Source organism: Coprococcus eutactus, from assembly GCF_001404675.1.
Classification (GTDB): domain Bacteria; phylum Bacillota; class Clostridia; order Lachnospirales; family Lachnospiraceae; genus Coprococcus; species Coprococcus aceti.
The window spans coordinates 1-15,404 of sequence record NZ_CYXU01000003.1 but is presented as its reverse complement, the minus strand read 5'-3'; the positions used below and the strand labels follow the sequence as shown (position 1 = coordinate 15,404).

Below are 15,404 nucleotides of genomic sequence, written 5' to 3'. Positions count from 1 at the left end.
TAAATGAGCAGATTTTTTTTTGAGATAAGAAAAATCTACTCGTTTATGAGGAGATTTACAGCCTTTTGTGGTCGTTTGACTGTGTATAGAGGAGAAGGTATTATATATACAGAGAGGAAAAAACATACACCAAACGGCATAAATGCCCCAACATAAATTTAAGGAAAGGATGTGATGGCATGGAGAAAATATATTATTCTGCTGATGATTTGATAGGCTTACTTGGGATCAGTCGCTCAAAAGCATATCAGATGATAAGAAGCCTGAATGCAGAGCTTGAAGCAAATAATTACATCACCATTCCCGGAAAAGTATCACGAGCTTATTTTAATGAGCGATGGTACGGTATGAGTTGTGCATAAGTTCTGAGCAAAGGTGTTAGCCTAGCTAACACCTTTGTTTGTTGAAAGGGGTTGATTTAATGGGTGTGTATAAGGACGACAAGACCGCAAGTTGGTTTTGTAAGTTCTATTTCAAAGACTGGCAAGGTGACAGACACCAGACTACTAAGCGGGGGTTTAAGACAAAAAGGGATGCTTTACGCTGGCAGGCTGATTTCATTGCAAAAGAAAATAGAAGCATGCATATTTCATTTGAAGCATATGTCAAAATATACTTTGAAGACAAGAAGAACAAGCTTAAAGAACGTACTGTCTATAATAAAAAGTACATGATTGACAAGCATATTCTTCCATACTTCAAGAACAAGAAAGTTGATGAGGTTACATCATCGGATATCATTCAGTGGCAGAATGCCATGGAAGAGAAAGGCTATTCACAGACATATCTTCGCATGGTACAGAACCAGCTTACAGCATTATATACGCACGCTGCAAAGATATATGGTCTTAAAAATCCCTGTGTAAGTGTTGAGAAGATGGGAAAATCAGATGCAGACCATATTGATTTCTGGACAAAGGAAGAATATGACAGGTTTATCTCTGTTGTAGATAAGTCTGATAAGTATTACGTGCTTTTTGAATTGCTGTTTTGGACAGGTATACGAATTGGTGAAGCTCTTGCGCTTACAATATCAGATTTTGACTTTGACAGGAAGGAGCTTCGGATTACTAAGACTTACTACAGGCTTGAAAGAAAGGATATTATCACTGCTCCTAAGACTGAGAACTCCATACGATCAATCAGTATGCCGGATTTCTTACTGGAAGAGGTAAAGGACTACTATAACCGGCTGTACAAGTACCCGAGGAATGAGAGATTGTTTCCTGTCGTACCTAAGGCAGTAGAAAATAAGTTTAAGCGTGATATTGAAAAAGCCGGTGTTAAGCGCATCCGTATTCATGACTTACGGCATTCCCATGCATCATATCTGATAGATCGGGGTGTTGATGCGATGAGAATTAAGGAAAGATTAGGTCATAAGGATATTAAGATCACGCTGAATACATACGGACACCTCTATCCGAACAAGCAGAGAGAATTAGCCAATATGCTTGATGCTGCAAAATAACGTTATACAGTGCATTGACAGATAGTATCTGTTGATGCATTTTTTTTGCCTCTAAAAGCCGTTGCATAAATTGCAAATGGCTTTTATGCATCTTGTGATGCTCAATCGAAGAACAAAAATCGAAAGAGAGGTAAAGTAAAAATGGCAAACGACCTGAAAGAGTTGACAGATTTTGCAAATGAAGTGAGGGATCTCCTGCTTGGAAAGTATGACGATGTAGAAGTTCAGAAGGTAGTGAAGAACCACGATGAGATACTTGTAGGGGTTACAGTCCGCACTAAGAATAACCGTGTATCGCCAAATGTCTACCTAAACGACTACTACAGACGCTACATGGACAATCGCATGTCCATACAGGATGTAAGTGTCGAAGTCCAGAGGATAGTCGATGAGAATACAAAGGATGCGATGGCAGCAAATATTGATCCGTTTGTGTTCTTAAATAAATCGGAGCTTTTGAAAAGAGTCATTGTAAAGCTGACCGGCACAGATAACAATGAGCAGTATTTATCTAACTGTGTCTATGTGCCTGTAGCAGATGGTCTTGTCGCTGTACTGCATGTGTTTGTAAGTATAAGTGACAAAGGGATTTACACATCAAAGCTCACGAAAGAGATGCTTGAAGTCATAGGCATGCCGCTTGAAGCTGTGTACGAAATAGCAAAGCGTAATACGCAAATGAAATTTCCGTATAGTGTAAGGAGCCTTGCTAGTTGGATAAAGCGTATGTGCGGCGAAGATGCAGTTGAAAAGATCAACATAGATGACAAGGTATACATTATCACAAATATCGTAGGCATAAACGGAGCGTCTGTTATTCTGTATGATGATGTGTTAAAGGCGTTCTGCGAAGATCATAGGTGTGACAGAGTTTACATCCTGCCATCAAGTATACATGAGCTTTTCCTTATCCCGGAGGACGCTTTTGTTGATAAAACAGGTATGTTAGAGATAGTTAGATCTGCGAACAAGACCTTGCAGGACTCTGGAAGCTATCTGTCTGATGATGTTTTCATGTATGACGCTTCGAGTAATAAGATATCCAATATTACCAAATAGGTGTTGACTTCATCCTTTGAACTGTGCTATATTGTAATCCATTCCCATAAATGGGAGTGATTACAAGTTTATAAAGACCTTTTTAAGGCATCAGAGAGTATTTCACGCTAGAAGTGTACCCTCTGGTGCCTTTTCTTTTGCAAGAAAAGAGCGTGAAATATGCTCTTTGACAATAGCATATAGCGAAGATGCAGTTGCAGCGTCTACAGTCCGAAAGCAACAGCGGTCTCTGTCCGGCTAAAGATTTCAGAGAGGAAAGACACAGTTTGTCACTACAGATTATCAGATTTCTAAGGAGGAAATATATATGTTTAGAGACCCAAGTATAGGTATTGGTGGCAAGGATGGAAGCAGACTTGTCACGATGGAAGATTACATGTTTAACGGTAGAAAACTCTGGCTTCAGGGGAGAATTACACCTGATACAGTGGACTCCCTGCTTAGTCAGCTTATAATTATCGAAGAAGATTACACCTTTTCAGGTATCATCAATCAGACTGATGTTAATGTGACGATCTACATAAGCAGTCCCGGTGGCAGCCTTACATCACTTAACCTGTATGATTATCTGCTTCACACTCCGTTGAAAATCAGAACAGTTGTGACAGGATATGCGTACAGTGCTGCTGCTTTGGTGTTCCTTGCCGGTTCTGAGCGATGCCTCATGCCATATAGCCGTGTGATGTTCCATGAGCCGTGTTTTTCAGGTGGTAGTATCTCAGATGAGAGCATAGAGGGAATAGATTATATCTGCGACGATCTAAAGAACCATAAAGAAACGGCACTCAACATTATATCTGAGCGAACAGGGTTAAGTAAGAAAACGGTTCGTGGCAAGATAACTAATCGTAAATGGTTCTTAAATGCCGATGAAGCTGTAAAGCTTGGCATTGCAGATAAGATTGTACACTCATTATAGAAGTTAGGAGTTATATAATATGGAAGCTCCTGACGAAAGCCTTGACACTCCCCCCTACTGACTCCTTACCCTTTGCTCTTAAGGTATGGAGAGAGTTTATAAGAGAGAAACAGAGATTAAAGATAATTATATAACCGAAAAAATGTGGACGTGCCGAGCGTAAAGCTCGGTCAGTCCACATTTTTTTTTTTACAAGGGAAAAGTAGGGTGAGACATGAGACACGCAAAAAATATACTTTTTTATTTTTTACATGTATGTAAATTTTAAAAGTTTAAAAAATTGAGTGTCTCGTGTCTCATTAAATTAACTTCCCGGTCTTTTATTGATATTCGTCTATCTTATCATCAGGTATGTATTCGAGGATATCATACACGTTACAATTAAGCAATCTACAGAGGGAGTCGATAGTAGTTGTGTTGACTGGATTGCCGTGTTTGATACTGTAGTAATTAGTTCTTGAAAATCCCAGCTTTTCAAGACGGTAAGAGGTTATTCCTCGCTGCTTCATGGTGTTAAAAAGAGGTTTATATGATATCAAAGTTTACTCCTCCGTTTCGTAATTATATATAACAAAATTCTATAATTGTGTACGGTAAATGAAAATGTAAGAGATAACGTGCGTACGGCAACCTTTACATATTGAAGAAACTATGATATAACAAAGTCGATATAAAAATTATATAGCCCTAATTTGACCCACAAATGGGCTATATCTAAATTAAAGGGACTTATATTGGTCTCCAAGTGGGTTATTTAATTAGTAATTGGACTTTTGCTGGTCTCCAAGTGGGTTATATTCTATGGAAAGGGACTTATATTGGTCTCCAGATGGGTTATTTAATTAGTAATTGGACTTATATTGGTCTCCGAATGGGCTATTTAACCGGTATATGGACTTTTACTGGTCACGAAATGGGTTATTTAATTATAAAATGGACTTTCTGGAGTCTCGAAATGGGTTATTTAATTATAAAATGGACTTTCTGGAGTCTCGAAATGGGTGATATTATCAATGCTTTATAGCATATTGGGTTACATTGACGTAGCAGGTATTAAAGATTTTGGTATGAAAAGTTAGTCGATCTTGTAATTATGGCTGCTCCATAAAGTATGAATATACCACAATATAGTACATCAATGATGTAGTGAAAATAGGGTGACAAAAGCTATTTTTTTCGGGGGTTTTATCATTTGCACCCCTGTGTCATCGACATGCCTGAGCAGGTTACTACCTGCACTAGCATTGATGCGGTTTATGAGCCCTAAGGTAACGAAGGTTACCTTAATTGCACCCCCTTTTAGGCATCGAATTGCACCCTACGCAAGCATTGATAAATAAGGCATATCGCCATTTGGAGTTAAAAAGTTATATTTTTCGAGAAAAAAGTATAAAGGGCATAAGAGACACTGACACATCAGACAATATATATATATATATATATTGTCTGATATGGTCGGCACAGCCGACGGTGTTGTGTCTGAGACACACTTTCATCTCCATTTCATTTCGGTGAAAGCTCTTACTGCACGGAAAAAAACTAAGGGTGTTTTTTTCCGCTTGCTCATGAGCAGATATATAGTTGCACAGCAACTGAATATCTGTTCACGAGTGCCCTATAAATTATCGTAGATATAATTTGGTTCTATTATACATCCTCAGTCGGATGTTCGGTAGAGATATAAAATTTCTATATTTTTATGGGGGAGGGATTTAATTATGTAGTCAGTGTTATAGGCAAATTCTAAAAAGACTCAACTGTCACTAATAACATTTTTAAGCTTCATCCGTGACTTACATAAAAGTCGCAATAACACAGAAAGGTAAATTAAGGTGATCTATCATGAATAAGAAAATATTAACTGCAGCAGCACTCACACTCATGCTCGTAGGCGGTGCTATCTCACTCGCTGCTTGCAACCACAAGAACGTAAACGTAGGTACTAACGGTACCACTGCATCAAGCACTGATGCAACCACTGAAACAAAGGTAACTATCAACACTAAGGATGTAGATAAGGACTATTGGAAGAACCTTGTAGGTGACGACCATAACGTAACTATCACATCCAAGGATAAGAACACAAGATCTAAGTCTGATAAGACTTCTGATAAGGTAGCAAAGTCAGACAAGACTGATAAGGCAACTGCCGGTAAGACAGATAAGAAGCCATCAGAAAACGTATCGGAGGAACCTAAGCCTAACACAGATAAGCCAGCCAAAGAGACAACCGAGGCACCTGCTCCACAGCCAACTGAGGAGCCAACAACTGAAAAGACTGGTTGCTCACATAACTGGGTAACTGAGACTATTAAGGCTGCCTGGGATGAGACCATCGTCGATGAGCCTGAGAAGACTCAGAAAGTTAAGGTGAAAGACGCATGGGATGAAAAAGTATTAGTTAAGGATGCTTATGATGAAAAAGTATACGTTGGAGATCGTGCTATACAGAACGATACTGGTGAAGACGTCACAGGAAAAGGTATAGAATGGTGTAAAGAACACGACTGTGCAGTTCACTTCCTTGGTAATGGTCCATGTAAAGGTAATTGTACACTCACACCTGTCTATGATGCTGAATATACAACTAAGACAATTCCGGCTAAGACTCATACAGTTCATCATGATGCAGAATATAAGTCTGTAACATACTGTTCAAAATGTGGTAAAACAAAGTAAATAGACATACAGGCATCACAACAATTATTGTGATGCCTGTATTTATTTTGAAGGAAATCTACTAGGCTTATATAAAATACCATTAATTTCCATACAAATCAGTTGATTTATATAACATTATCAACGTTTTTACCACATTTCTCATCCAGAAAGGAGTATCATCCCAATGCGACCAATCGATGCCGACACTCTAAAGCATGCCTTATCGAAAAGTTCACTTGTCAGTTCCCCTGATCTACTGACACTTTTCAGTATCATAAACAGTCAACCTAGCTCAGATGTCAGGGGTTTTGTTTGCTGAGATATATTTACAAAGATAACAAATTAGTTTACTATATGTACGGTAAGTAGTACATATGATAATGGGTTATAGAGGGAGGTTTTTTATGGCAGGAAAAAATGATGCGCAGATCGCACAGGTGAAAAAGGTGAAGGAGTTTAAGAGGCAGCATAAACTATATTTCTTTAGATTGTGGTTAAACCACTGGCTCGCAGAAGGTGAGCTGGGATCGCTTGCTTTTCTGATATCTGCGCCGGCAGCTTTTTGGTTTGGGCTTAATGCTTACTTTGGTGAAAAAGACTGCATATCATATACGATTATCTTTGGAACTATATTTCTCTTTCTTCTTACAAGGAAGCCGGTATATAAACTTATCTGGCGCTCAGGTGCGAAAAAGGGATATTGGGCTGTGATTAGTAAATGTCTTGGCAACTTTTATATCAGCTATTACGATAACTCATCCTTAAACCAGATAATAAAGCTTTTGAAAAGGGGGAAGGCTTCTTCAGTAGGGCAGGCAATAGCCATACTTGAAGCAAAGAGAAATCCACCAAAGAAAGTGGAAGCTAAAAATGAGAAGTCCTATCTTAAAAGGTTTATTGAGTGGCGAAAGAAACAGAAGAAGAAGGATCAAGAGGATATAGACAGGATGGTTAAGGAGAAGCTTCGGCAGTGGAATGTTGAAGGTATGACAGATAGTATTGACAGGTTTTGGGGTACAGGAAAATATCAAAACACTAACAATTACTATTATGAAGAGAAACAGGCTAAGAAAGAAGCCGCATACCTTGAATATTACGCAAGGAAACAGGAAGCCTACAATAGAAATTCCTATCAGGCTAAGACTGCAAGAAACCGGGCGAATGCAGCGGCTGCACGTGCCAAGCAGTATAGATAGTAATTAAGCTTTTAAATTACAAGTTTATAATTAAACATAAAGAACTGTTGTATAGAAGCTTTTGGTATGGCATAATATATTACAGAATTGCGGCGGACGTCTGCGGACTATGCCTAAGGAAGTTGGATGCGTCCGGCTTCCTTTTTTTATAGTTACGAGGTCTAGTTGATGACTGTGGTCATTACCTAGACCTCTTTTTTTATTGTGGTATCTCTTTGGTCTGGTCAAGCGCTGCCTCGTCTGATGACGAGCGTAATGTCGCTTGACTTATAAGATATATTTTGCCATCTGATTTTACTGCCGGGAGTTATTTGCCAGATATTCATAAGTTACCATAGTTAGCATCTTATTTTATCTCCTTGATATTTTCAAATAGGCACCTCGTGGGGTGGTGCCTGAAACGGATATAAAAAATAACTGGTTTATATAAAGCCAGAAAAAAAGGAGAGAATAAAATGTTAGACAATGAAACAGAACAGATGCTGATTGATGAACTTGTTTTAAACTTTGTCACAACTGGCATCGTAGATATGACACATTTTAACAAAGAGTCCCATGTTGGGGTTGTTGCAAATGTCAGCAAAAAGAGCGCAGAAGGTATTATTGAAAAGTGCCTTATAAGAGAGCGTGAACGTACGCGCAATATCTTAAGCAGTTCACGTAAGAAAGACGAGAAGATAAATCTTCTTGACAGGCAGATTGACAGGTTGTTTAAGATCATAAGCTTTTATGAGATGGACGACTCGGAATGGGATGAAGACTGGTATTTATCAGTAGTAAAGAAAGGCGGCGGATATTATGATGACTAGAAATGCTATTTTAAGGGAGACAACTGCGGAATATCTCAGACATGTTTCACTTACCACTCCGCTTGAGGATGTGGAAGAGGAGCTTGTTGCTTTTATTAAAAACAAAATTTATAACCACAATCATATTTACCATACGGCTTATAAGGCTCCAGATCGTCTCGATAATGCCGTCATGGCGGATGTAATTGTACACATGTTCAATGTTGTGAATATTGATTGTAACCCTGACGGCGACTCTGAGACGATGTTAGCCATATACGATAACGACAAAAGCAGCAGAGATTACGGCTTGTATGTTCCTGCTGATGATCTGATTGCGGATGCTGTGAGAAAGCTCAATTACCTTGCCAAGCAGAGCGATATTAAAGAGGTAATTATTTCAATCAAGCTTAAAGCTCCGATTGCTCACCTTACTATGGATAAGCACCTTGTGCCTGTGGCAAATGGCGTCTTCGATTATTCCACAAAGAAACTTTATCCATTTGACCCGGACAAATATGTTTTTCTTGGGAAAATGTCTGTGCCATTTGATGCAACTGCTGTTAATCCTGAGTTTGAATTTGATACAGAAGATGGAAAGTTCATCTTCAATTTTGATAAGTGGCTTATGGAGATCGCAGATGACAGAAAAGAACTCTACGACCTTTTGTGGGAAGTCATATCTTCTGTATGCCGCCCATTTGCACACTTTGATAAATTGATATTTTTCGTTTCAAATACAGGTGCAAATGGTAAAGGCTCACTCCTTAGAGCAATTCGCAGTCTGTGCGGAGAACGGCGGACAAGTTCCATATCTCTCCGTGAGTTATCAGAGGATAAATACATAGGCCCCGCCATTTTCAACAAGCTTGTTATTTTGTCCGATGAGAACAGGGTATCAAAGAATAAGAAGCTTGAAGGTTTGGAACGTGCGAAGCTCCTTGCAACAGGCGATATCATCAGAATTGAATATAAGTACAGAGATAGTTTTGATTTTAGATTTTCTGGTCGCTGTATCTTTTGCTTAAATGATAACTTGAAGCTTGAAGACACAACAGGATCTGCCTACAGAAGAATACTGTCAATCCCATTTCTTAGAAGCTTTGTCGGAAAAGAAAACAAATATTTAAAGTCTACAGTGCTTGTGGATGAGCGTGTGTTAAGATACATCTTAAATCATGCTCTTATGTGTGTGGACTGTGACGAGGACTACCATATCCCTGATATCTGTCTTCGTGAGCTTGATGATATCAAGACGTTGAATGATCCGATCCGTGAGCTTTGGAAGGAGATTGAACCTGTACTTGTCTGGGATATTGTTCCGTTCTCATGGCTTTTCGAGGTGTACAAGGGTTTTCTTAGGAAAAACTACCCAAGCGAAAAGCCATTAAACCGCTCCGTCTTTATTGATGACTTGCTTGATATCTTAGATGAGGAAGAAGACTCACTGTTTTACTGTGAAGATAAGGGGAAACGTTACAGAACCGGCGACATGATGTCAAAGTCAGAGATTTTAACATACATGTACGATGTCAGAGATTTCATGGATCTGACGCAGGATAATATCTATCTTATGTGTATTCCAGTCGGTAAAACACAGGTAAGAGGTATTTTAAGAAAAACTGTGAAAGGAGATACCTGCGATGAGTAAAGAAAAAGAGTATACCGCCGAGCGGAAGTTGTTTGAGTATGTAGCATACATAGGGCTTGACTATAAAGAAATTCGTGAAAAGATGGAAAGCGGCGACTTGCCGGAGATGGAGTTGGATGCGATCACCGAGATCATATATTCCATTTTACCATCTGAAATAGAAGAGCTTATAACAAGTCCTGATGATGAAAAGGCAAGCCCTCTTGATAAGGCGATGGGTTTAGAACAGGCAGCGCACGTATTTAATATGCTTCACAGGTTTTATTTAAATATTTATGAGGGTACGGGCTGCTGTGAAGCAGATACAGAAATGTCGGAAGACGATATGGATTATGCTTTACGTGAGATGGAAGAAGAGGACAACAAGCGCATGGAGAAGCTTGTGTTTAACTATATTGCCTATAATTCATTTAGCTTCAATGATCTGAGACAGAAAATGAAGGAGTTCGTTATTCCAGAGCTTGATATAGATGATGTTACGGATATAATATTCTCTCATCTTCCGGGAGAACTTGAGAAGCTTAATAGTCAGGCGAAGGCAGCAGAAGATTTGATTTCCCAAAACGCTTTTCTTGCAAAAGCAAATGGTGTTTACGCTTCCCTGTATAACTTCTATAATGATATTTATATAGAAGACGAAGAACTGGTTGCGGAAGTTCTCAGCAAGAAAGCAAAAGACGATGAGATATGTTTTTTGAATGACCCGGTGATTGAGTCGGGTGCTGGAAGCTGGGAGGAGTATTACGGTCATGATGTTGACGACTAAAGCCCCATCTATTTAGCGCCTTTGACCCTATATTGACCCTAAAAAATTGAAAACCTCATGGAATGGGTGTAAAATGCGTGTGATATATGGACAAAACCCACGGAAAATGGACATATTTGACGACATTTGACACATGAATAAAACGTGAGGGTGGTAGAACTGTAGGTTCAGGAAGAGTTGCATCTATCATCGAGTAATCTTTGATAAACCGCATAAATAAAGGATTTTCAGACCTTCGAGGGTTCGCCCTCGGAGGTCTTTTTTTCTGCTTGAAAATGGGTTTTGACCTCATATTTAGCTGAAAATAGCCAATTCCCGCATCATGTCTTGTAAAAAACACCCGAAAAACACTATTCTGTCAATGAATGTGTCAAGTTTTTAGCAAAAGCTTGACATGTAGCATCAGCCCTTGCCGAAGGCAACTTAAAATGGGCTGATGTTCAATAGAAAGGAGGCAACAGATATGGATCAGAAAAAGACCGGTTCATTCCTAAGAGAACTGAGAAAGGAAAAACAGCTTACGCAGGAACAACTTGCAGAGCGGTTTGGAGTAACCAATCGTAGCGTATCAAGGTGGGAAACGGGCAGCAAACATGCCGGATCTCAGTATTCTGGTGGAGCTGGCAGATTTCTATGATGTTGATATCAGGGATATCATTGATGGAGAAAGGAAGGGTGAGGACATGAATAAGGAAGAGAAAGAGAGATTGCAGCTTGTAGCGGATTATGCAGAAACTGAGAAGAATACATTGTTGATGAGGTTGCGCATATTTAGCATAGTGGGGTTGATTTCACTGATTGCAGGATTGACGATGATGGTGATCAGCAGAGATAACAATCTTCCAGTCTATGATTATTTGATGGGGACGCTTATGGGAGTTGCTATAGGTGCGTTGCTGGTTGCGGTGTTCTATTCAACCGGAGTTTTAGAAAACATGAGGAAGCGAAAAAGAACACTTATGAAAGTGCTTTTGGTAATAAGCATATTAATCCTGCTTGGAACATTCATCGCGGCAATCATAGCATCGTTATGATATATATAATGAGCATTGCGACGGGGCGCTTGCGCAAACTAAATGTAATATGCTATAATTTTTAAGGATGCAATGTGGACGATCAGTTTGTGGCATCCACATGAGCACAGATATTTTGCGTGAGATATAGTAAATATGAATAGTGCAATCATTTTTTATGACGAAAGAATTACAATTATATATGTATAAGCCCATAATATGGTTGGGCGTATCTACCAGCTACCAATAATAGTTGACTACAACAATGAATGCCGTGGTCAACTATATTTTTATGCAAAAATATCTGAGACGTTATAGGTTTATAAAAATTATAAAATTAAATTGGAGGGCGAGTGCATGAAGTATGACGTGATAATTATTGGAGCAGGACCAGGAGGAATATTTTCTGCATATGAGCTGACAAAGCAGGCTCCGGATCTCAAGGTTGCAGTGTTTGAGGCTGGACATGAGCTTAAGAGAAGAAAATGTCCGATAGACGGCACAAAGATCAAGAGCTGCGTGGGATGTGATAGCTGCTCGATCATGAGCGGATTTGGCGGTGCAGGTGCATTTTCCGATGGAAAGTACAATATTACAAATGACTTTGGCGGAAGTCTGTATGAGTACATCGGCAAGAACGAGGCCATAGACCTCATGAAGTATGTGGATGATATCAATATGGAGTACGGCGGAGAGGGTACGAAGCTTTATTCCACTGCCGGCACAAGATTCAAGACAGTGTGTCTGCAGAACAGGCTTCATCTGCTTGATGCTTCGGTCAGACATCTTGGCACGGACATCAACTATATAGTTCTAGAGAATCTGTATGCATATCTTCAGGACAAGGTGGATTTCTATTTTGACACTCCTATACAAACGGTGGAAAAGATGGAGGATGGAACATATAGTGTATGCTGCAAGAAAGGTATATTTTTCTGTGACAAATGTATCATATCCGTGGGAAGAAGCGGCAGCAAATGGATGGAGGCTGTCTGCAAAGACCTAAATGTACCCACAAAATCCAACAGAGTGGATATAGGAGTCAGAGTGGAGCTTCCTGCAGCCATATTTGCACATTTGACGGATGAGCTCTATGAGAGCAAGATAGTATACAGAACGGAGAAGTATGGAGACAAGGTGCGAACTTTCTGCATGAACCCAAGGGGCGCCGTGGTTACTGAGAATACTAATGGAATCATAACGGTAAATGGCCACAGTTATGAGGATCCTGCAAAACAGACGGATAATACAAACTTTGCGCTCCTTGTGGCAAAGCATTTCTCAGAGCCGTTCAAGGACTCCAACGGGTACGGCGAGAGCATAGCGAAACTCAGCAACATGCTGGGCGGCGGAGTAATAGTGCAGAGATTTGGCGACCTCATAAGGGGACAGCGCTCCACCCAGAGCAGGATAGAGGAAGCGTTCATCACACCTACGCTCAATGCCACACCGGGAGATCTGAGCCTTGTCCTTCCAAAGAGAATTCTGGATGGAATAATCGAGATGATCTACGCTCTTGATAAGATAGCCCCAGGAACGGCAAATGAAGATACACTGTTGTATGGAGTTGAGGTCAAATTCTACAACATGGAGGTTGAAGTAGATGATAAGCTTGAGACAAGATACAAGGGGCTGTATATCATAGGAGATGGCAGCGGAATAACACACTCCCTTTCGCACGCATCTGCAAGCGGTGTATACGTAGCAAGAAATATTGCACATGGCGAATAAAACGAATAGATATTTATATAGAAGAAAGTCATTCAAAACAGAGTATCGTGATAGGGGTTCCAGATACTCTGTTTTTATTTGATAAATGAGTTTCAAGCGAAAATACATTTGTTTGACTGGATGGGAGAAGAATGGTAGAGTTGTAAATGGCATGAAAATAGATTTAAAGTCTGCAACAAATATGAAAACAAATTTAACTAAGAAAACTATTAGTGGCATTGTATAGAAGACACTATATGATGGATTATTTTCGAAAGAAGAAAGGAAATAGGAAAATATAGAGGGATCAGTTATAAATCAGATATGCGCATCTATGGATTCATTCTTTGATACAGAAAAGAAAATAGGCGATTATATCGTTAGGAATCCCAAGAAGGTTGTGGATATGACAGTCGGGGAGCTGGCAAAGGAGTGCGGTGTCAGCGAGGCCTCGGTGTCGAGATTCTGCAAACGAATAGAGCTGAAGGGATTTCACCATCTCAAGATATCGCTGGCGAGAGAACTCGTGGATGCCAAGGATGACGGAGAGATATCTGGACATATATCTGTGGATGATATGGAAGGTTCTCTGAGAGGAATACTGTCGAATAAAAGTGTATATACAATCCAAATACATAATTATATATGGAGGAAACAGATATGAAGGATATCAAATGGGCAGTTCTCGGAACAGGAGTTATTGCAAATGAGATGGCAGTGGCACTCAAAAAGAATGGCAGGAACATTTATGCGGTTGGTAACAGGACGTATGACAAAGCGGTGGCATTTGCTGAGAAGTATGGCATAGGTAAGGTTTATTCAGACTACAATGAGATGTTCACGGATCCGGAAGTGGACGTGATATATATAACGACTCCACACAATACACACATACAGTTTATGAGAAGAGCGATAGAGAATGGAAAACATATACTTGTGGAGAAGTCAATAACATTGAACAGCGGTGAGCTTGAAGAGATGCTGGAACTGGCGGAGCAGCACAATGTGATCATAGGAGAGGCGATGACTATTTATCATATGCCTATTTACAGAAAACTTAAGGAGCTACTGGACTCGGGTGCACTTGGCAAAGTCAATCTCATAACCATGAATTTTGGAAGCTTCAAAGACTATGATATGAACAATCGATTCTTCAACAGAAACCTTGCGGGAGGGGCAATGCTGGATATAGGTGTGTATGCCCTGTCGTTTATAAGGTGGTTCATGGACTCAAAGCCAGACAAGCTTCTTTCACAGGTTAAGCCTGCGCCTACTGGAGTGGATGAGCAGGCAGGACTTTTGCTTATGAATAAGGAAGGACAGATGGCAACCGTTATGCTGTCCCTTCACTCGAAGCAGCCGAAACGTGGAATGGTATCATGTGAAAACGGATATATAGAGGTGATGGAGTATCCAAGAGCGTGGGAGGCGAAGGTCACATACACAGATACAGGCAAAACTGAGACTGTTGCAGCTGGAGAAAATGCGGATGCCCTTGCGTATGAGCTTCAGGACATGGAGAGTGCGATATCCGGTGATGGAGATATGTATCTGGAATATACAAAGGATGTCATGGATATGATGACAGAGTTCAGAAGATCATGGCGATTTACATATCCAGAGGAAGAATAGGTAGATTGTCATATGTAGGGGAGGCTGTTTAGAACAATTGCACACAATTGTCAGATAAATAAAAAAAGTCCTTGACATAAGATTGCAGTGGTGGTATCTTATAAAAGCTGTCGCATGAGTAGGCAGCAGACGACAGCTTTTATAGGTATACAACATGATATGTCACTGAGACATGATTATAAATTACCTGAAAAAGTTGTTGACATACACACTTCGGTGTGGTAATATTTAGAAGTTGTCGCCGAAGAGGTCAGACATCAGCAACCGAAAAGGTCTTGAAAAAAGATAAAAAAGTTGTTGACAAAGAACTTCAGATGTGATAACATATAGAAGTTGTCGCTGAGAGGCGAAAACATAAAGAACCTTGAAAAATTAACAACATGACAACCCTGAAATTCCAAAAAAAGAATTTCAAGAACGTCGGATCAGAGATGATATCAAAGATCTAACAAACCAATAACAGTAAAGATGGTTAGGAAAAATACAAGCTAGTATGATTTCTGACATAGGATTTACAAACTTTTTAATGAGAGTTTGA

The 15,404-nt window shown here is 39.8% G+C and carries 15 protein-coding genes and 1 riboswitch; of the genes, 14 read left to right on the top strand and 1 reads right to left on the bottom strand.

Annotation, left to right across the window (positions count from 1 at the left end):
* Positions 1-179: 179 nt before the first annotated feature.
* From ARA78_RS07165 to ARA78_RS07150, 4 genes are all read left to right on the top strand, one after another.
* Positions 180-362: a hypothetical protein gene (locus ARA78_RS07165; RefSeq protein ID WP_055271913.1), complete on the top strand. Its 183-nt coding sequence runs from the start codon at positions 180-182 to the stop codon at positions 360-362.
* A 59-nt stretch (positions 363-421) separates the two neighbouring features.
* Complete coding sequence (locus tag ARA78_RS07160; RefSeq protein WP_055271912.1) at positions 422-1,471, top strand: site-specific integrase; 1,050 nt, start codon at positions 422-424, stop codon at positions 1,469-1,471.
* Between the two features lie 141 nt (positions 1,472-1,612).
* On the top strand, positions 1,613-2,530 hold the full coding sequence (locus ARA78_RS07155) for a DUF5688 family protein (protein WP_055271911.1): 918 nt from the start codon (positions 1,613-1,615) through the stop codon (positions 2,528-2,530).
* A gap of 307 nt (positions 2,531-2,837) precedes the next feature.
* Positions 2,838-3,449, top strand: a complete 612-nt coding sequence (locus ARA78_RS07150; protein ID WP_055271910.1) for an ATP-dependent Clp protease proteolytic subunit — start codon at positions 2,838-2,840, stop codon at positions 3,447-3,449.
* Between the two features lie 320 nt (positions 3,450-3,769).
* Here the strand turns inward: ARA78_RS07150 and ARA78_RS13650 are convergent, their stop codons facing one another.
* On the bottom strand, positions 3,770-3,988 hold the full coding sequence (locus ARA78_RS13650) for a helix-turn-helix domain-containing protein (protein ID WP_082419695.1): 219 nt from the start codon (positions 3,986-3,988) through the stop codon (positions 3,770-3,772).
* 1,303 nt (positions 3,989-5,291) lie between these two features.
* On the opposite strand from ARA78_RS13650, the gene ARA78_RS07140 reads away from it, so the two are divergent.
* From ARA78_RS07140 to ARA78_RS07100, 10 genes are all read left to right on the top strand, one after another.
* Positions 5,292-6,128, top strand: coding sequence for a hypothetical protein (locus tag ARA78_RS07140; protein ID WP_055271908.1), 837 nt, complete (start codon positions 5,292-5,294; stop codon positions 6,126-6,128).
* 386 nt (positions 6,129-6,514) lie between these two features.
* On the top strand, positions 6,515-7,306 hold the full coding sequence (locus tag ARA78_RS07135; protein ID WP_055271907.1) for a hypothetical protein: 792 nt from the start codon (positions 6,515-6,517) through the stop codon (positions 7,304-7,306).
* 455 nt (positions 7,307-7,761) lie between these two features.
* A complete protein-coding gene (locus ARA78_RS07130) occupies positions 7,762-8,115 on the top strand; it encodes a hypothetical protein (RefSeq protein WP_055271906.1) in 354 nt (117 codons plus the stop codon).
* Positions 8,105-9,745: a DNA primase family protein gene (locus tag ARA78_RS07125; RefSeq protein WP_055280312.1), complete on the top strand. Its 1,641-nt coding sequence runs from the start codon at positions 8,105-8,107 to the stop codon at positions 9,743-9,745. The genes ARA78_RS07130 and ARA78_RS07125 overlap by 11 nt, the downstream gene beginning before the upstream one ends.
* Positions 9,738-10,511 (top strand): hypothetical protein, encoded by a 774-nt coding sequence (locus ARA78_RS07120; protein WP_055271903.1) that lies wholly within the window; start codon positions 9,738-9,740, stop codon positions 10,509-10,511. The genes ARA78_RS07125 and ARA78_RS07120 overlap by 8 nt, the downstream gene beginning before the upstream one ends.
* Before the next feature lie 463 nt (positions 10,512-10,974).
* A complete protein-coding gene (locus ARA78_RS14260) occupies positions 10,975-11,148 on the top strand; it encodes a helix-turn-helix domain-containing protein (protein ID WP_242849686.1) in 174 nt (57 codons plus the stop codon).
* On the top strand, positions 11,126-11,545 hold the full coding sequence (locus ARA78_RS07115) for a transcriptional regulator (protein WP_242849685.1): 420 nt from the start codon (positions 11,126-11,128) through the stop codon (positions 11,543-11,545). The genes ARA78_RS14260 and ARA78_RS07115 overlap by 23 nt, the downstream gene beginning before the upstream one ends.
* A 161-nt stretch (positions 11,546-11,706) precedes the next feature.
* Positions 11,707-11,804: riboswitch (purine riboswitch) on the top strand.
* Between the two features lie 77 nt (positions 11,805-11,881).
* Positions 11,882-13,255, top strand: coding sequence for an NAD(P)/FAD-dependent oxidoreductase (locus ARA78_RS07110; protein WP_055271902.1), 1,374 nt, complete (start codon positions 11,882-11,884; stop codon positions 13,253-13,255).
* Between the two features lie 277 nt (positions 13,256-13,532).
* Positions 13,533-13,898 (top strand): MurR/RpiR family transcriptional regulator, encoded by a 366-nt coding sequence (locus tag ARA78_RS07105; RefSeq protein WP_082419694.1) that lies wholly within the window; start codon positions 13,533-13,535, stop codon positions 13,896-13,898.
* Complete coding sequence (locus ARA78_RS07100) at positions 13,895-14,866, top strand: Gfo/Idh/MocA family protein (protein WP_055271901.1); 972 nt, start codon at positions 13,895-13,897, stop codon at positions 14,864-14,866. Before ARA78_RS07105 ends, ARA78_RS07100 begins: the two co-directional genes overlap by 4 nt.
* Positions 14,867-15,404 lie beyond the last annotated feature (538 nt).